The sequence below is a fragment of the Serratia sp. MF1(2023) genome (assembly GCF_030954545.1).
Lineage (GTDB): Bacteria > Pseudomonadota > Gammaproteobacteria > Enterobacterales > Enterobacteriaceae > Serratia > Serratia sarumanii.
The window spans coordinates 1-16,997 of the sequence record NZ_JAVHUX010000046.1 but is presented as its reverse complement, the minus strand read 5'-3'; the positions used below and the strand labels follow the sequence as shown (position 1 = coordinate 16,997).

The following is a 16,997-nucleotide window of genomic DNA, read 5'->3' as shown; positions in this document are numbered from 1 at the left end:
GGTCATCTATTATGAAAATATTGCTCCCTACCTCGACCGCCGGCAGCTTGCCCAAACCTTCCTGGCTGGCCCAACCGGAAACCCTGTGGTCGCCCTGGAAATTGCAAAATGAAGAATTAATCGAAGGGAAACAGGATGCCCTGCGTTTGTCGCTGGCTGAACAACAACAGGCTGGCATCGATATCGTCAGCGATGGCGAGCAAACGCGCCAACACTTCGTCACGACGTTTATCGAGCACCTCAGCGGCGTCGATTTCGAGAAACGCGAAGTGGTTAAAATCCGCAATCGCTATGAGGCGAGCGTGCCGAGCGTCGTGGGGGCGGTCGCGCGCCAAAAGCCCGTTTTCGTTGAAGACGCCAAATTTTTACGCCAGCTGACCAAGCAGCCGATTAAATGGGCCCTGCCGGGGCCGATGACCATGATCGACACGCTCTATGACAACCACTATAAAAGCCGCGAAAAATTGGCCTGGGAGTTCGCCAAGATCCTCAATCAGGAAGCCAAAGAGCTCGAGGCCGTCGGCGTCGACATTATTCAGTTTGATGAGCCCGCATTTAACGTGTTCTTTGACGAGGTGAATGACTGGGGCATCGCCGCCCTGGAAAGGGCCGTTGAAGGGCTTAAGTGTGAAACGGCGGTGCATATCTGCTATGGATACGGCATTAAGGCCAATACCGACTGGAAAAAGACGCTGGGCTCAGAGTGGCGGCAATATGAAGAGGCGTTTCCTAAGCTGCAAACGTCTACTATCGATATTATCTCGCTCGAGTGTCATAACTCGCACGTCCCGATGGATCTGCTGGAACTGATTCGCGGCAAAAAAGTGATGGTCGGCGCCATTGATGTAGCGAATCATACCGTTGAGACGCCGGAGGAAGTGGCCGCTACGCTGCGCAAAGCGCTGCAGTTTGTCGATGCCGACAAGCTCTATCCGTCGACCAACTGCGGCATGGCTCCCCTGCCTCGTCAGGTCGCCAGCGGCAAGCTGAATGCCTTGAGTGCCGGCGCCGAGATCGTGCGCCGAGAACTGCTGGCCAAATAATCGCGCCAGCGCCCGCCGCAGTAGCCTCCTGCGGCGGGCGATGATCATCGACTCCCCCTCCCCGCAACGCCCCCGCTCTGGTGTATACTCGGGTTTCTACGCGATGCCAGCCACGGCGGCCTGAACGGCCCCTCAGCCAGCCCACACCAGCTTAATAACAGTGGAACCCTCATGAGCCCAGATACCGCTCGCATCAGCGAAATTATCGATCGCGCCAGGATCTCGCCTTATCAAATCCTCATCCTCACCCTGTGTTTCCTGATCGCCCTGCTGGACGGGTTCGATACCGCCATCATCGGCTATATCGCCCCGGCGCTGCGCGAAGAGTGGGGTCTGCAGCCCTCGCAGCTCTCCCCCGCCTTCGGCGCGGGGTTGTTCGGCCTGCTGATCGGCAGCCTGCTGTTCGGGCCGATCGCCGACGCCATCGGCCGCAAACGCGTGCTGCTCGTCGCGGTGCTGGTATTTGGCGGCTGCACCCTGGCTTCGGCCTATACGCATTCGATCGAATCCCTGACCCTGTTGCGCTTCATCACCGGCATTGGCCTCGGGGGCGCGATACCGACCTGCATCACCCTCAGCTCGGAGTACTCACCGGCGCGCCGCCGCATGCTGATGGTCACCCTGAGCTGGAGCGGCTTTACCGCCGGCTTGGCCCTGGGCGGCCTGCTGGCCGGGCAGATCATTCCTGCATTTGGCTGGCGCGGCGTGCTGCTGGTCGGCGGCATCGCGCCATTGGCGCTGCTGCCGCTGCTGGCCTGGCAGATGCCCGAATCGGTGCGCTTTATGGCCGCCAGCGCCAGGCATGCCGATCGGCTGCGCCGGGTGGTCGAGCGTATCACCGGCCAACGTTGGACGGGGATAACCATTGTCGATGACGAGCGCCCGGCGCAGGCCAAGTCGCCGATCTCGCACCTGTTTATCGAAGGACGCGCCGTGCGCACCCTGCTGCTGTGGGCGGCGTTCTTCTGCTCGCTGTTCGTGTTCTACCTGCTCACCAGTTGGCTGCCGACGATACTTAAAGACGCCGGTTACGATATCGCCCACGCCTCGCGCATCGGGGCGATGGTGCCGCTCGGTGGCACCCTGGGCGCCATCCTGATGGCGCTGCTGATGGACCGGATCGGGCCCTACCGCGTGCTGGCCGTCTCCTACCTGGGGGCCGCGCTGGTGATCGGCGCGACCGGGTATCTGATGGGCGACGTCTACACGCTGGCCGCCGTCGTGTTCCTGATAGGCTTCGGCGTGGCCGGCGCGCAGAACGGCCTGAATCTGGTTTCCGCCACCCTTTATCCGACCGCGGCCCGCGTCACCGGCGTCAGCTGGGCCATGGCCAATGGCCGCTTCGGCTCGATCGTCGGCTCAATGCTCGGCGCCTGGATGATGACCGCCGCCGGCTCGGCGGAAGTGTTCTTCCTCTGGCTGGCGCTGCCTGCGCTGCTGGGCGCGGGCGCCATCTTCCTGCTCTATCGCCTCAGCCTGCGCCGCCGCGCGCCGCTCGCCAAGCCGGTCGCCGGCGCCTGAGCTCGCGGAAAAGAAAAGGCCGAGACGCCCTTGGAGACGTCTCGGCCTGTAATCAAAAAGGGGGCCAAGGCCCCCTTCTCTGTTATTCCGCCTTGGCGGAAGCGTCTTCGGTGCGATACAGGTGCACGTCCATCTGCGGGAACGGAATGCCGATGTTGTGGGCATCCAGCGCGCGCTTGAAGTTTTCCATCAGATCGAAGTACACGTTCCAGTATTCCGCGTTGGTGGTCCAGGAACGGGTGACAAAGTTCAGGGAAGACGGCGCCATCTCGTTCAGACGCACGGTCACGCCTTTGGCGTGCATGATGCGCTTGTCGGCGGCGATCACATCGCCCAGCACCTTCTTCACCACGTCGATATCGGCGTTGTAGGCCACGCCTACCACGATATCCACGCGGCGGTTCGGCTCGCGAGAATAGTTGATGATGTTGCCGGCGATGATTTTACCGTTCGGCACCACGATGGTTTTGTTGTCTGCGGTACGCAGGGTGGTGGAGAAAATCTGCACCTGATCGACGGTACCGGCCACGCCGCCCAGATCGACATATTCCCCCACGCGCAGCGGACGGAAGATCACCAGCAGCACGCCGGCGGCGAAGTTGGACAGCGAGCCTTGCAGCGCCAGGCCGACGGCCAAACCGGCGGCGCCCAGCACGGCGATCACCGAGGTGGTCTGCACGCCGACACGCCCCAGCACGGCGATGAAGGTGAACGCCAGCACGCCGTAGCGCACGATCGCCGCCAGGAAGTCTGCCACCGTGGCATCGATGCCGCGCAGCTTCATCACGCGGTTCAGCGCATTACCGACCACGCGGGCCACGATCGAACCGATGATCAGGATAACGATGGCGGCGACGATATTCACCGCGTACTGGATCAACAGATCCTGGTTCTTCACCAACCAGTTGCCGGCACCGTTGATGCCGTCTACTACATTCAAATCTTTCATTCGTGTCGTCCTAACTCAGTCCCTAACGGGAGAAACTCGCAAAAATACACTGGCCTCGGCAGCCAGTCGGAAACCACCGCCTAAGGGTAACCAACATTAAAGGCTCATGCCAACCGTCAGCGTTAAAAATAGCCGAAACCGCCCGCCGCTTCTTCTATGCTGAAAACAGCGCGTTGGCCATTTCACGACAAGGGATCCGTTCTTCATGCACATTCGCTCTTCGCTCAAACACTATTGGCAAGTGCGGCCCAGGCTGCTGTTTTCCGTCGGCGCCGGGCTGTTGTGCTTTCTGCTGCTGCCCGCCCAGCTCTCGTTGCTGCAGCGCTTGATGATCGGCTGGAATACGCTGGCCTGGCTCTACCTGCTGTTTCTCTGGCGGCTGATGCTGGTCAGCACGCCGCAGCACATTCGCCAGATCGCCCGGCGACAGGATGAAAGCGCCAGCACGGTGTTGGCGCTGGTCAGTTTCGGTTGTCTGGTGAGCATTCTGGCGATCCTGTTCGAATTGAGCAGCGCCAAACAGGCCAGCGACTCGCTGAAAACCCTGCATCTGGCGTTAACCGGCGGAACGCTGGCGGTCTCCTGGCTGCTGCTGCCGACCGCCTTCACCATGCACTACGCCCATCAATTTTATCGCCAGGGTGCGCAGCAGGAGCCTTTGCCGCTGCTGTTTCCCGGCAATCTCACCGAGCCGACCTATCTGGACTTCGCCTACTTCTCTTTCACCATCGCGGTCGCGTCGCAAACCGCCGACGTGGCGGTCGGCGCCGCGGAGGTGCGTAAAATCGCGCTCGTACAGTCGGTTATTTCGTTCGTGTTCAACATGCTGATCCTGGGCCTGTCTATCAACGTCGGCGCCGGCCTGCTGGGCTGAAAACGAAAAAGGCTCCCCGCAGGGAGCCTTTTGCATCGTGCAACAGGTGCCGAAGATTACAGAACGTCTACCGCGTTCAGATCTTTGAAGGCCTGCTCCAGACGCGTCACCATGCTGGTCTGCGCTGCGCGCAGCCATACGCGTGGATCGTAGTATTTCTTGTTCGGCTGATCGGCGCCTTTCGGGTTGCCCAGCTGGCCCTGCAGGTAAGCTTCGTTCGCTTTGTAGTACTGCAGGATGCCGTCCCAGGTCGCCCATTGGGTGTCGGTGTCGATGTTCATCTTGATCACGCCGTAACCCACAGACTCTTTGATCTCTGCGTCGGTAGAACCGGAACCGCCGTGGAACACGAAGTTCAGGCTGTTGTGCGGCAGGTTGAATTTCTTGGACACGTAGTCCTGAGAATCACGCAGGATGGTCGGGGTCAGCTTAACGTTGCCTGGCTTGTACACGCCGTGCACGTTACCGAAGGAGGCAGCGATGGTGAAGCGCGGGCTGATGGCGTTCAGTTTTTCGTACGCGTAAGCCACGTCTTCCGGCTGGGTGTACAGTGCGGAAGCGTCCATATGGCTGTTGTCCACGCCATCTTCTTCACCGCCGGTGCAGCCCAGTTCGATTTCCAGCGTCATGCCGATTTTGGCCATGCGCTTCAGGTAGGCGCTGCAGATCTCGATGTTTTCTTCCAGAGACTCTTCAGACAGATCGATCATGTGAGAAGAGAACAGCGGTTTGCCGGTAGCGGCGAAGTGCTTCTCGCCAGCGTCCAGCAGGCCGTCCAGCCATGGCAGCAGTTTCTTCGCGCAGTGGTCGGTGTGCAGGATCACCGGCACGCCGTAGTGTTCAGCCATCTGGTGAACGTGGTGTGCGCCGGAGATGGCACCCAGAATCGCTGCGCCCTGAGGCACATCGGTCTTCACGCCTTTGCCGGCGATGAACGCGGCGCCGCCGTTGGAGAACTGAACGATGACCGGCGCGCGCACTTTAGCCGCGGCTTCCAGCACTGCGTTAATGGAGTCGGTACCCACGCAGTTTACCGCTGGCAGCGCAAAGTTGTTCTCTTTAGCAACTGCGAAGACTTTCTGAACGTCATCACCCGTGATGACACCCGGTTTTACGAAATCAAAAATTTTAGACATGTTACTTTGTCCTGTTTCGTCGGCCGTAGATGGATGTAAATCGATGTTTTCACGCCGCGCAGCGTGAGCCGCGCGGTATAAAACAAACGGGCGGCTTTCGCCTCCCGTTGTCTGAATTACTGCTTAGCGCGCTCTTCCAGCATCACGACTGCAGGCAGCGGTTTCCCTTCAACGAATTCCAGGAATGCGCCACCGCCGGTGGAGATGTAGGAAATTTTGTCAGCGATACCGAACAGATCGATGGCTGCCAGAGTGTCGCCGCCGCCAGCGATAGAGAAAGCGTCGCTATCGGCGATCGCGCGGGCGACAATTTCGGTGCCCTTACGGAAGTTAGGGAACTCGAATACGCCAACCGGGCCATTCCACAGAATGGTCTTGGCGTTCTTCAGGATAACGGCCAGACGCTCGGCAGAGACGTCGCCCATATCCAGAATTTGCTCGTTGTCCTGGATCTCGTTGGCCTGCTTCACGGTTGCGGTCGCGGTTTCGGAGAACTCGGTCGCTACGCGCACGTCGGTCGGAACCGGGATGTCGCAGGTTTCCAGCAGTTTCTGCGCGTTCGGGATCAGGTCAGGTTCGTACAGGGACTGGCCCACGTTGTTGCCCTGCGCCGCCACGAAGGTGTTGGCGATGCCGCCGCCGACGATCAGCTGATCGGCGATTTTGGACAGGGAATCCAGCACGGTCAGTTTGGTGGAGACTTTAGAACCGCCCACGATGGCAACCATCGGACGGGCCGGGTTGCCCAGGGCCTTGCCCAGCGCTTCCAGCTCGGCGGACAGCAGCGGGCCGGCACAGGCGACAGGCGCGAACTTGCCCACGCCGTGGGTGGAAGCCTGCGCGCGGTGCGCGGTACCGAACGCGTCCATTACGTACACGTCGCACAGCGCCGCGTATTTCTTGGACAGGGTTTCGTCGTCTTTCTTCTCGCCCTTGTTGAAACGGACGTTTTCCAGCACCACCAGTTCGCCTTCGGCGACGTCGACGCCATCCAGATAATCCTTCGCCAGACGCACTGGGGATTTCAGGTGATCTTTCAGGTAGTTAACAACAGGCAGCAGGGAGAATTCTTCGTTGTACTCGCCTTCGGTAGGACGACCCAGGTGGGAGGTTACCATCACGCGGGCGCCTTGCTTCAGCGCAGCTTCGATAGTCGGCAGGGAAGCGCGGATACGCGCGTCGGAAGTCACTTTACCGTCTTTTACCGGCACGTTCAGATCGGAGCGGATCAGTACGCGTTTACCCGCCAGATCCAGATCGGTCATCTTAATTACAGACATGGTGAACCCTCTTTATTGAATCTCTATAAAATTGCCTGAGCAGCGCGCCAATCACGCCGGCGCCGCCGTACTAGAAACCGCTGGCGGCCATTGCCCGTGTTGTATCCAACATCCGATTGGCAAAGCCCCATTCATTGTCGCACCAGACCAAGGTCTTTATCAGGTGCTGCCCGCTGACCCGGGTCTGCGTACCGTCGACGATAGCGCTGTGCGGGTCATGGTTAAAATCGATCGAGACCAATGGTAATTCCGTGTAGTCAACTATACCACGAAATGATTCCCGTGCGGCCTTTTGCAACAGCTGGTTGACCTCCGCCACCTTCACCGCGGCGCTCACGCTGACGCTGAGATCGATAGCCGTCACGTTGATGGTCGGCACGCGCACCGAGATCGCCTCGAAGCGATCGCAAAACTGCGGGAAGATACGGGTGATGCCCGCGGCCAGCTTGGTGTCGACCGGAATGATCGACTGGCTCGCCGCGCGGGTGCGCCGCAAATCCGCGTGATACGCGTCGATCACCGGCTGATCGTTCATCGCCGAGTGAATGGTGGTCACGGTGCCGGATTCGATGCTGTAGGCGTCGTCCAGCAGCTTGATCACCGGAATAATGCAGTTGGTGGTGCACGAGGCGTTGGACACGATGCGATGTTCCGCCAACAGCGTCTGATGGTTGACGCCGAACACGATGGTGGCGTCCAGATCGTTGCCGCCCGGATGGGCGAACAGCACTTTCTTCGCCCCCGCCGCCAGATGGGCTTCGCCATCCGCCCGGCTGCCGTACACGCCGCTGCAGTCCAGCACCACGTCGACGCCCAGCTCGCCCCAGGGCAACTGCTCCACCGCCGGCTGATGCAACAGGCGAATCGCGTCGTCCCCGACGCTCAGCGTGTCGCACTCTTGCCGCACATCCCAGGCGAAGCGGCCGTGGCTGGAATCGTACTTCAGCAGATGGGCCATGCCCTCGGCATTCGCCAGCTCGTTGATCGCCACCACGGAAATTTCCGCCCGTCGTCCCGATTCGTACAGTGCGCGCAATACGCTGCGGCCGATGCGGCCAAAGCCGTTTATCGCTATGCGGATGGTCATGCTGCTCCTGAAAAAGGGCCGTCCCGCCGGGCTGACTCACCGGCGCCGGGCCGGCGCTGACTGGTTGTCTCACTAACCCGCATAGAGTAGTGGATCGCACCGCCCGCTGTGAATCGCCGCGTTTGCATTATTCCTGCGCTTCAGCAGCTTTTCGCCGCCGTCACATCGGCATTTCTGTCGAAGAGTGCTTCAACTGAAACGCTTCAGCTGAGCATAAACCAAAGTTTTAGCAAAAGGAACAGGTGCAACAGTTCCACAAGTAACGGAGGGGAGTTTTACGAGCATAAGATGATCTGGCGCACATTTTTGGCCTCAAGGCCGCGGCGGATTTTCACTCGCTGGCCCCGTTTCGCCGTAGTGCTTGCGGAAATAGTCGCGCAAAAATTCGACCGTCACCCGCACTTTCGCCGACGTTGCCAGCCGGGAAACGTACACCGCCCGGAAAAGATCGCCGCTAGCGGTTTAACTCTGTAAACGGAGCGCCCGCGCCTGCGGGCGTCCTGATTAGGCTTTCGGGAATATCCACAGATGCTCGGCCGGCAGGGAGAGCCGGCACAGCGCCCGATCGCGCGCTTCGTGGCCATAGGCGCGCACCACGAAATCCTCGGCCACGGTGCGGAACAGGTATTCCCAGCGATCGCCGAGATACATGCTGGTCAGCAGCGGCAGCTCAAGCTGGTTGCCCTGCGGATCTTCGCCCAACCGCACGCGCTCCACGCGGATCACCGCCGAGCCCTCCTGGCCAACCTGCACGCCTTCGCCCGCTTTGCCCCACAGCGCCCAATCCTTGCCTTCGATGCGCGCCCGGTCGCCTTCCAGCGCGACAACCTTGCCCGGCAAGCGGTTGTTGCTGCCCATAAACTCGGCGGTGAACAGCGTGGTGGGCGAACCGTACATCTCCTGCGGCGTGCCCTGCTGCTCGATTTTGCCGTTATTGAGCAGCAGGATGCGATCGGAAATGGCCATCGCCTCGTTCTGATCGTGAGTCACCATCAGCGCCGACAGGCCAAGCTTGATGATCAATTCGCGCAGGAATACCCGCGCCTCTTCGCGCAGTTTGGCGTCGAGGTTGGACAGCGGCTCGTCCAGCAGGATCACCGGCGGGTTGTAGACCAGCGCCCGTCCGATCGCCACGCGCTGCTGCTGGCCGCCGGATAGCTGGTGCGGATGGCGCTTGGCCAGATGCCCCAACCCGAGCTGATCCAGCACCGCCTGCACCCGCTGGGTGATTTCCGCCGAGGCGATCTTACGCAGCTTCAACGGGTAAGCGACGTTCTCAAACACCGTTTTATGCGGCCACAGCGCGTAGGACTGAAACACCAGCCCCAGATTGCGCTCTTCGGCAGGAATTTCGCTGCGTGCGCTGCCGTTGTACACCGCGCTGTTGCCGATGACGATCCGCCCCTGGCTCGGTTTCTCCAGCCCGGCCACCGCCCGCAGCAGCGTGGTTTTGCCGCTGCCCGACGGGCCCAGCAGTGAGACCACTTCGCCCCGTTTCAGATCCATCGACACCCCTTTCAGCACCGGGTTGTCGCCATAGGTCAAATGCAGATTCTCTACCGAAAGTTCAATCATGTAATTTCACTCCAAAGCGCAAGGCGATCCCTAACCCCAGCACCACCAGCAGGATATTGATGAACGACAGCGCGGCGACGATATCGATAGCGCCCGCGGCCCACAGGGAAACCAGCATCGAGCCGATGGTTTCCGTGCCCGGAGACAGCAGATACACCCCGGTGGAGTATTCGCGTTCAAAAATCAGGAACATCAGCAGCCAGGAGCCGATCAGGCCGTAGCGCGACAGCGGAATGGTGACGTGGCGAGTGATCTGGCCGCGGCTGGCGCCGGCGCTGCGCGCCGCCTCCTCCAGTTCCGGCCCCACCTGCAGCAGCGTGGAAGAGATCAGCCGCAGGCCGTAAGCCATCCACACCACGGTATACGCCAGCCAGACGCTGAAGATGGTGCTGCGCAGCGAACGCAGCCAGACAATCCAGTTAGCACGCAGCCACTCGGCCATCGGCAGCGCCGACAGCCAGCCCTCCTTGAGCGATTTGTCCAACCACATCGGCAGGAACAGAAACACCCACAGGAACGCCAGACCGGCCAGCAGCCCCGGCACCGCGCGCGGCACCAGCACGCTGTAGTCGAGGAAACGCGTGGCGCCATCCGGCTTGCGGTGCATGGCGATGCCGATGAACAGATAGCACGCCACCGCCAGCGCCCCGCCGATCACCCCAATCGCCATTGAGTTGACGATGGCGCGCAGCAGGTTGGGCTGCGCCCAGATGGTGCGGAAGGTGTTGATCGACAGCTCGTCCCAGACTGACACGCCCACGCCCCAGTTGGAGATAAAGGCGCGCAGCACTACGCCTATCAGCGGCACGCCGATGGTCACGGTCAGCCAGAACACCACCACCGCGCCGGCCACCCAGCGCCATTTGCCCAGCGGCAGCGCACGGGCCTGCGAGGCTTTGCCCTTGACGGTAACGAAGCGGTTGGCGGTGCGCATCAGCCGACGCTGCAGCATCACCAGCGGAATGGTGATGCAGATCAGCACCACCGCCACCGCCGCCATCAGGTGGTAAGACGGCGTGCCCAGCTTGTTGGTCAACTGGTAAAGGTAGGTCGCCAGCACCAGGTTGCCCTCCGGATCCCCCAGCACCAGCATCAGGCCGAACACTTCCAGCCCGAGGAAAAACAGCAGCACTCCGGCATACAGGATAGACGGCCGCACCATCGGCAGGCTGACGGCGGTCATCACCTGCAGCGGCGTGGCGCCGGCGGTGCGCGCCGCTTCTTCAACGTCGGAGCCCACGCTGCGCAGCGCCGAGGAGATGTACAGATACGCGTGGGGCACGTGCGTCAATCCGGCAATCACCACGATGCTGGCCATCGAATAGATGTTCCACGGCACAAAGCCCAGCAGCGCCTGCGCCCACAGCGAGAAGAAGCCCACCGGCCCCGCCGCCACCACGTAACCGAAGCCCAGCACCATCGGCGACACGAAGATCGGCACCAGAATCAGCGGTTCGATGATCCGCCGCCCCGGCAGATCGGTGCGCACCATCAGGAAAGCCAAAATGCCGCCGAGGGGGATGGCGATGATCACCAGGCCGAATGCCAGAATAAAGCCGCTTTTCAGCGCCTTGTAGAAATCCGGATCGGTAAAGATGAACTCGAAGGCCTCCAGGCTGAAGACCTTGGAGGGAGAGAAAAACGGTGCCGAAAGGAAGCTTTGAATGATGATAAACGACAGGGGGACATAGATAACCAGCGCGGTTATCAACACCACCAGGCCGCGCGGCAGGCTCTGCCACTTTCTGCGCCATGCTTGCATAAATGCTCCCTATGGTTGTAAACGACGACCAAAGGGCGCGCGCCTCTAAGGCAGGCGCGCGTCCGAATGCAGTCCCTGTTATTTCGCCGCGGCGGCGCGCCACTGTTTGATGTAGTCGAGGCGTTTGGCCGGCTGCAGATATTCCAGCAGGCTGTCGTCAACCGGGATCGGCTTGAGCGCGTTACCCAACAGCTTGGTCATGCCGTCGATGTCGTTCTTGCCTTCGATGTCGTTGCGGATCGAGGGGATATCCGCCTGATTGGCGAGAATACTTTGCCCTTTCTCCGACAGCACGTAGTCGAACCACAGCTTGGCGGCGTTAGGGTTGCCGGCCTCTTTGCTGATGAAGCTCACGCGCGACAGCACCAGGGTATAGTCTTTCGGATAGACGATGCCGAGCGACGGGTCGCTTTTGGCGCGGGCCTCGGCGTACGAACCGAGGATATTGAAGCCGATCAGGTTTTCACCGGAGGAGACGCGCTCCATCATGGTGCCGGTGGAGGATTGCACCGCCAGCCCGCCCTTGGCCACGTCGGCCAGCGTTTTGAAGTAGTTGGGATCGGCCTTGAAGTCCTGCACCGACAGCATGAAGCCGACGCCGGATTTTTCGATGTCGTACGTGGTGACTTTCTTCTTGAATTTGTCCGTCTGGCCGGCGATCAGCTTGGCCAGCGCCGCGTGCGAATCCGGCACATCGCCTTGCGGGATCAGGCGTTTGTTATAGATAAACACCACCGGCTCATAGGTGGTGCCATACACTTTATCTTGCCATACCGCCCATTTCGGCAGCTGGGCCTGCTCAGGGGAGGCATACTCCTGCGCGTAATCGCCCGCCAGTTTCAAAATGGTGTCCATCGACGAGCTCCACACCACGTCGCCGCTGGTGCCGCCGGCCGCCTGCTCGCTGATGAAGCGGTTATAGAGTTCGGTGCTGTTCATGTCGTTGTATTCCACCTTGATGCCCGGGTACAACGCCTCGAACCCCTGAATCAGCGGCGCCGCCGCCTTGGTGTCGGTGGTCGAGTAAATCACCACCTTGCCTTCTTTCTTCGCGCCGTCGACCCATTTCTGATAGTCGGCGGGGTAGCCCGCCGGGAAGGCCGCATAGGCGGAAACGGAGCCCAGTAAGGTGATTACAGCTACGGTCGCGCTGATTTTTTTCATCATCATCCATCCCCTGATCACATTTAATAAACCAAAAATTAACATATAGTTAATAACTGCAACGAGGCAACGGCGTTGCTTTGTTATCTTTCGGTTTTGTGAGGCTGGGCGTTTTTTAGCCAACAAAAAAGCCCGGCAGCGCGGGCTTTACGGACTTTCTGTTGCAGACTATTCGGCCAGGCGAGAGCGCCGCAGCAGGCGAATTCGCTGTACGATGGCGACCCCCAGCAGGGTCAGGGCAAACCCCGCCAACTGCACCAGCGACAGCGCCTCGCCAAACAGCGCGTAAGCCTGCAGCGCCGCCGCCGGCGGCACCAGCAGCATCAGCGCGGTAATGCGAGTCAAATCGCCGTGGCGCACCATCCAGATAAACAGCGCGGTGCCGCCCAGCGACAACACGCCGGCCGACCACAGCAGCGAGAACCACAGCGTCGGCGAATTGTCCCAGGCGCCGGAGCCCATCACGGCCGCCAACACGCCGGTCACGATCGCGGCGCCGAGGTGCTGAATGGCGCCCGCCGCCCGCAGATCGGCCGCCGCCAGCGAAGACTTCTGCACCATGATGCCGATCGTCAGCGCGACGATGCTGCCAAACCCCATCAGGATCGGCAACAGCGCCATATTGCCGACGTCGATGCCGGTCAGCCGGGGAGAGAGCACCAGCGCAACGCCGATAAAACCGACCGCCAGCCCGGCCCAGGAGCGTAACCCTATCGATTTGCGCAGCACCAGCGCGAAAATCAGCGCGGTGAACAACGGCTGCAATCCGCCGATCAGCGACATCACCCCGGCCGCCAGGCCGTTCGCCACCGCCCACCAGCTTGCAGCGAGATAAACGCCGTTCATCAGCATGCCGGTCAGCAGGTGCATCACGAACTGCCGCCCCTTGGGCCAGGCGCAATGCAGCGCCAGCAGGGCGAATACCGCAGCGGCGATCAAAAAGCGAAAGGTCAGGAAAAGGTTGGGATCGGCATGATCCGCCACCGCCCGCGCGGCAATAAAACCGGTCGACCAAATTAATATCAGGAAAAACGGCGCGATAAATGCCTTTCGCCGATCGCGTTTTTCGCGCTGGGTTATTTCCATATCACTACCCGAAAAAATGCAGTTGATGAATTAATGTGGAGCATACTAACCAATTTAACACCGGCTTAACAGCACCGACGCCGGCAGCAAAACAGCGTGCTGAACACTATGGCGGGAAATAATAACTTTTCAACCTTATATAATTCACCAAGCTTATAATTAATCCCCTTGCGTTACGAAATTGTAAATTAATTGCTACATCCGGTATAACCATTCCCCTCCTGGCGACATTGTCGGAATAATTCCCCTTTGCTAGCCTTCCTGAAGCCACTTAATTAACTGGACTGACTCATGGCCGAAATCACTGACTTTATGAAACTGGATATGCGTATTGGCGAAATTATTTCCGTGGAATATAACGACAAGGCGTTAAAGCCCGCCTATAAGCTGCGCATTGATTTCGGCGAAGACATTGGCATTAAAAACAGCTCGGCGCAATTATGCGAAAACTATCAGGAAGATGATCTGCTCGGCAGAAAAGTCATCTCCGTCGTTAATTTCCCCGCCAGGCGGGTTGCCGGATTTAAATCCGAAGTGCTGGTACTTGCCGCGGTCACCCGGGATCAAGGCACCGTCTTGCTGAAACCCGATTTCGACGTGGAGATCGGCAGCAAGATTTTATAATCGCCATATCATTCGTGAGGCCACCGAGAAATGCGACAGTTATCCCTGCTTGATGAAGTTAAGAAGGCCTACCAGGAACACCGTTCAGCCTTTATCCCCGGCGCCACCATGCAAGCGATCCTGCTGGCGCTGGGCGCGCGGCCGGAAGATTTCGCCAAGCTGCAGCAGGTCAGCGACAATTTGGCGGACGATCCCACGCTGCCTTTCCGCAAGTCCAGAAACGGCCGCTTCTGTTTCGACTTCGATCGCGCCCGGATTGAGCGGCTGGAGTTCCAGCCTTTCGTGCTCTCGGTCGAGGAAGACTTCGTCCGCTACGATTCGGGAAAGGTGCGCCACTTTCGCGGCATCAACGACGATCTGCAGTTGAATACGGCATTTCAGGCTCTGATGAAATTCAAAGCCTACGTGATCGATGGCGTGAGCGTGACGCCGCGCCCCCGGCTTAATCAGGAGATCAACAAGTTCGTCTGCACGGTGTTCAACCTGCGTACCGTCACCACGCCGCAGATGCTGGGCGAGCCGGCGCTGGAAGGCGTGCACAGTGACGGCGTCGACCACACCATGACGACCTTCCTCGGCTGCGACAACATGACCGACGACAGCGCCAAGACCTTTATTCACGATATGCGCGAAACCAGCGGGATCAAATTCGATCGGGCCCGGCCGGAATGGATTTTGGGCGAGATACAGCATCGGCATTTCCTCGATACCCTGCTGATTGTCGATCATGAACGCAAACACAGCCTCTCACCGGTGGAAGCGCAGGACAAACGCCGGCATTCGACCCGCGATATGCTGATCTTTTTCACCCGCAAACCGGTCGAAGACGGCCATGTCTCTTTCGCCTATGACTCTTTCAAACCGCATATCGAAATCCCGCTGTCGATAGACATGGTGGCGCGCGCGAGCTAAAGCCCTGCCGGGCCGGCCGCCATGATCCCTCTGTGCGGCCGGTTCACGCCAGGATAAACAGCGCTGGATTAATCAGGTTTTTGTCGCCGAATTATTATATCCTGCCGGACGAAAATTTTGCGGGCACTCGCGGCCCCCTGCGCCTGTCCTTCTGCGGTTCTCCATCCGCAGCCAGGCCGTTTATTTCATGAATACAGGCAGTGCCATACCGTTATGACCAAGAATTTATCCCCGAAAGACATTATCGCCCTGGGCTTTATGACCTTCGCCCTGTTTGTCGGCGCCGGCAACATCATTTTCCCGCCGCTGGTGGGGCTGCAGTCCGGCGAACATCTGTGGCCGGCCGCCCTCGGGTTTATGGTGACCGCCGTCGCCCTGCCGGTGATCGCCGTGATCGCGCTGGCGCGCGTCGGCGGCAGCATCAGCCTGCTGACCGGCCCCATCGGCCGCACCGCCGGCCTGCTGTTGGCGACCGTCTGCTATCTGGCGCTCGGCCCGCTGTTCGCCACGCCGCGAACCGCCAATGTCTCTTTCGCCCTCGGCATCGCGCCCTTCACCGGCGACGGCGCCCTGCCGCAGTTCATCTACAGCCTGCTGTTCTTTACCCTGGCGATGATCGTGTCGCTGTATCCCGGCCGCTTGCTCGATAACGTCGGCCATATTCTGGCGCCGCTAAAAATTCTGGCGCTGGCCGCGCTCGGCATCGCCGCCCTGGTTTGGCCCGCCGGTGAACCGGTCTCCGCCGTCGGCAGCTATCAGGCAGCGGCGTTTTCCACCGGCTTCGTGCAGGGTTATCAAACCATGGACACGCTGTCGGCGCTGATGTTCGGCTCGATTATCGTCACCGCCGCCCGCTCGCGCGGCGTCAGCGACAGCGGCCTGCTGCTGCGCTACACCCTGTGGGCCAGCCTGATCGCCGGCGTCGGCCTGACGCTGGTCTATATCTGCATGTTCAAGCTCGGCGCCGGCAGCGGCAGCCTGGTCGAGAGTGGCGCTCAGGATGGCGCGGCGATCCTGCACGCCTATGTGCAGCACACCTTCGGCGATCTGGGCAGCATCTTTATGGCGGTGCTGATGTTCATCGCCTGCCTGGTGACGGCGGTCGGCATGACCTGCGCCTGCGCGGACTTCTTCTCTCGCTACCTGCCGCTCTCTTACCGCGCGCTGGTGGTCATCCTCGCCCTCTTCGCCATGCTGGTCTCCAACATGGGGCTGGCCAATCTGATCCGCGTCTCGCTGCCGGTGCTGACGGCGATCTATCCGCCCTGCATCGCACTGGTGTTACTCAGCTTCAGCCAGAACCGCTGGCGCAGCGCCAAGCGCGTCTTCGCGCCGGTGATCGCCACCAGCCTGGTGTTTGGCCTCGCCGACGGCCTGAAGGCTTCCAGCTTCAGCGGCCTGCTGCCCGCCTGGTTCGATAAGCTGCCGCTGGCCGAACAGGGTCTGGTCTGGCTGCAGCCTACGCTGCTGGTGCTGTTGCTGGCGGCGGCTTACGACCGGTTGCGCAGCGTCGAAAGCGCCAATGCCGCGTCGTAACCGCGGGTCACGCCCATAAAAAAAGCCGGTCACGATGACCGGCTTTCTTATTGGCTGGTGCCAGGCCGCTTACTTCAGCAGCGCCTGCGCCTTGGCCACCACGTTGTCCACGGTGAAGCCGAACTCGGCGAACAGCTGCTCCGCCGGCGCCGACTCACCGAAGGTGGTCATGCCCACGATGGCGCCGTTCAGCCCCACGTACTTGTACCAGTAGTCCGCGATACCCGCTTCCACCGCCACGCGCGCCGTCACCGCCGCCGGCAGCACCGATTCGCGGTACGCCGCATCCTGCTTGTCGAACGCGTCCGTCGACGGCATCGACACCACGCGCACCTTGCGGCCCGCCGCGGTCAGCTTGTCCGCCGCTTCCACCGTGATGCCCACTTCGGAGCCGGTGGCAATCAGGATGACGTCCGGCGTGCCCGCGCAGTCTTTCAGCACGTAGCCG

15 protein-coding genes and 1 pseudogene are annotated in these 16,997 nt (G+C 60.5%); 6 read left to right on the top strand and 10 right to left on the bottom strand.

What is annotated here, in order from left to right; all coding sequences use genetic code 11:
• Window positions 1-11 precede the first annotated feature (11 nt).
• Both REA38_RS22215 and REA38_RS22210 read left to right on the top strand, forming a co-directional pair.
• Window positions 12-1,043 (top strand): methionine synthase, encoded by a 1,032-nt coding sequence (locus tag REA38_RS22215; RefSeq protein ID WP_308326022.1) that lies wholly within the window; start codon window positions 12-14, stop codon window positions 1,041-1,043.
• A 171-nt stretch (window positions 1,044-1,214) separates the two neighbouring features.
• Window positions 1,215-2,564: an aromatic acid/H+ symport family MFS transporter gene (locus tag REA38_RS22210; RefSeq protein WP_060388355.1), complete on the top strand. Its 1,350-nt coding sequence runs from the start codon at window positions 1,215-1,217 to the stop codon at window positions 2,562-2,564.
• An 82-nt stretch (window positions 2,565-2,646) separates the two neighbouring features.
• On the opposite strand, the gene mscS is transcribed toward REA38_RS22210, so the two are convergent.
• A complete protein-coding gene (mscS, locus tag REA38_RS22205; protein WP_033635871.1) occupies window positions 2,647-3,513 on the bottom strand; it encodes a small-conductance mechanosensitive channel MscS in 867 nt (288 codons plus the stop codon).
• Between the two features lie 205 nt (window positions 3,514-3,718).
• Here mscS and REA38_RS22200 point away from each other — a divergent pair, with 205 nt between their 5' ends.
• A complete protein-coding gene (locus REA38_RS22200) occupies window positions 3,719-4,387 on the top strand; it encodes a DUF1345 domain-containing protein (RefSeq protein WP_033635872.1) in 669 nt (222 codons plus the stop codon).
• A gap of 56 nt (window positions 4,388-4,443) precedes the next feature.
• On the opposite strand, the gene fbaA is transcribed toward REA38_RS22200, so the two are convergent.
• The 8 genes and pseudogenes from fbaA to REA38_RS22160 all read right to left on the bottom strand — a co-directional run bounded on the left by fbaA (window position 4,444) and on the right by REA38_RS22160 (window position 13,477).
• A complete protein-coding gene (gene fbaA, locus REA38_RS22195; protein ID WP_025304179.1) occupies window positions 4,444-5,523 on the bottom strand; it encodes a class II fructose-bisphosphate aldolase in 1,080 nt (359 codons plus the stop codon).
• A gap of 116 nt (window positions 5,524-5,639) precedes the next feature.
• On the bottom strand, window positions 5,640-6,803 hold the full coding sequence (pgk, locus tag REA38_RS22190) for a phosphoglycerate kinase (RefSeq protein ID WP_025160206.1): 1,164 nt from the start codon (window positions 6,801-6,803) through the stop codon (window positions 5,640-5,642).
• Window positions 6,804-6,873: 70 nt separating this feature from the next.
• The gene (epd, locus tag REA38_RS22185) at window positions 6,874-7,890 is read right to left on the bottom strand and encodes an erythrose-4-phosphate dehydrogenase (protein ID WP_004931582.1); all 1,017 of its coding nucleotides are present in this window, start codon (window positions 7,888-7,890) and stop codon (window positions 6,874-6,876) included.
• A gap of 312 nt (window positions 7,891-8,202) precedes the next feature.
• Window positions 8,203-8,328 (bottom strand): annotated as a pseudogene (locus REA38_RS22180) (LysR family transcriptional regulator); the annotation flags it as partial.
• Window positions 8,329-8,394: 66 nt separating this feature from the next.
• Window positions 8,395-9,465: an ABC transporter ATP-binding protein gene (locus tag REA38_RS22175; RefSeq protein ID WP_060422082.1), complete on the bottom strand. Its 1,071-nt coding sequence runs from the start codon at window positions 9,463-9,465 to the stop codon at window positions 8,395-8,397.
• A complete protein-coding gene (locus REA38_RS22170; protein ID WP_033635883.1) occupies window positions 9,458-11,227 on the bottom strand; it encodes an iron ABC transporter permease in 1,770 nt (589 codons plus the stop codon). Before REA38_RS22170 ends, REA38_RS22175 begins: the two co-directional genes overlap by 8 nt.
• A 78-nt stretch (window positions 11,228-11,305) precedes the next feature.
• Window positions 11,306-12,394, bottom strand: a complete 1,089-nt coding sequence (locus REA38_RS22165) for an ABC transporter substrate-binding protein (protein WP_060428925.1) — start codon at window positions 12,392-12,394, stop codon at window positions 11,306-11,308.
• 165 nt (window positions 12,395-12,559) lie between these two features.
• Window positions 12,560-13,477 (bottom strand): DMT family transporter, encoded by a 918-nt coding sequence (locus REA38_RS22160; protein ID WP_033635885.1) that lies wholly within the window; start codon window positions 13,475-13,477, stop codon window positions 12,560-12,562.
• Window positions 13,478-13,768: 291 nt separating this feature from the next.
• Here REA38_RS22160 and REA38_RS22155 point away from each other — a divergent pair, with 291 nt between their 5' ends.
• From REA38_RS22155 to brnQ, 3 genes are all read left to right on the top strand, one after another.
• Window positions 13,769-14,101 (top strand): tRNA-binding protein, encoded by a 333-nt coding sequence (locus REA38_RS22155; protein ID WP_151265612.1) that lies wholly within the window; start codon window positions 13,769-13,771, stop codon window positions 14,099-14,101.
• 30 nt (window positions 14,102-14,131) lie between these two features.
• Window positions 14,132-15,013, top strand: a complete 882-nt coding sequence (locus REA38_RS22150) for a 2OG-Fe dioxygenase family protein (RefSeq protein ID WP_033635886.1) — start codon at window positions 14,132-14,134, stop codon at window positions 15,011-15,013.
• Between the two features lie 213 nt (window positions 15,014-15,226).
• A complete protein-coding gene (gene brnQ / locus REA38_RS22145) occupies window positions 15,227-16,549 on the top strand; it encodes a branched-chain amino acid transport system II carrier protein (protein ID WP_308886641.1) in 1,323 nt (440 codons plus the stop codon).
• A 69-nt stretch (window positions 16,550-16,618) separates the two neighbouring features.
• Here brnQ and REA38_RS22140 read toward each other — a convergent pair.
• A partial coding sequence (locus REA38_RS22140; protein WP_277350629.1) for a transketolase C-terminal domain-containing protein occupies window positions 16,619-16,997 on the bottom strand: 379 nt, incomplete at its 5' end.

What these genes read in the sequence shown, in the direction of transcription:
- REA38_RS22215 (WP_308326022.1), top strand. Translation starts at nt 12, where the DNA reads ATGAAAATATTGCTCCCTACCTCGACCGCCGGCAGCTTGCCCAAACCT.
- REA38_RS22210 (WP_060388355.1), top strand. Translation starts at nt 1,215, where the DNA reads ATGAGCCCAGATACCGCTCGCATCAGCGAAATTATCGATCGCGCCAGG.
- mscS (WP_033635871.1), bottom strand. Translation starts at nt 3,513, where the DNA reads ATGAAAGATTTGAATGTAGTAGACGGCATCAACGGTGCCGGCAACTGG.
- REA38_RS22200 (WP_033635872.1), top strand. Translation starts at nt 3,719, where the DNA reads ATGCACATTCGCTCTTCGCTCAAACACTATTGGCAAGTGCGGCCCAGG.
- fbaA (WP_025304179.1), bottom strand. Translation starts at nt 5,523, where the DNA reads ATGTCTAAAATTTTTGATTTCGTAAAACCGGGTGTCATCACGGGTGAT.
- pgk (WP_025160206.1), bottom strand. Translation starts at nt 6,803, where the DNA reads ATGTCTGTAATTAAGATGACCGATCTGGATCTGGCGGGTAAACGCGTA.
- epd (WP_004931582.1), bottom strand. Translation starts at nt 7,890, where the DNA reads ATGACCATCCGCATAGCGATAAACGGCTTTGGCCGCATCGGCCGCAGC.
- REA38_RS22175 (WP_060422082.1), bottom strand. Translation starts at nt 9,465, where the DNA reads ATGATTGAACTTTCGGTAGAGAATCTGCATTTGACCTATGGCGACAAC.
- REA38_RS22170 (WP_033635883.1), bottom strand. Translation starts at nt 11,227, where the DNA reads ATGCAAGCATGGCGCAGAAAGTGGCAGAGCCTGCCGCGCGGCCTGGTG.
- REA38_RS22165 (WP_060428925.1), bottom strand. Translation starts at nt 12,394, where the DNA reads ATGATGAAAAAAATCAGCGCGACCGTAGCTGTAATCACCTTACTGGGC.
- REA38_RS22160 (WP_033635885.1), bottom strand. Translation starts at nt 13,477, where the DNA reads ATGGAAATAACCCAGCGCGAAAAACGCGATCGGCGAAAGGCATTTATC.
- REA38_RS22155 (WP_151265612.1), top strand. Translation starts at nt 13,769, where the DNA reads ATGGCCGAAATCACTGACTTTATGAAACTGGATATGCGTATTGGCGAA.
- REA38_RS22150 (WP_033635886.1), top strand. Translation starts at nt 14,132, where the DNA reads ATGCGACAGTTATCCCTGCTTGATGAAGTTAAGAAGGCCTACCAGGAA.
- brnQ (WP_308886641.1), top strand. Translation starts at nt 15,227, where the DNA reads ATGACCAAGAATTTATCCCCGAAAGACATTATCGCCCTGGGCTTTATG.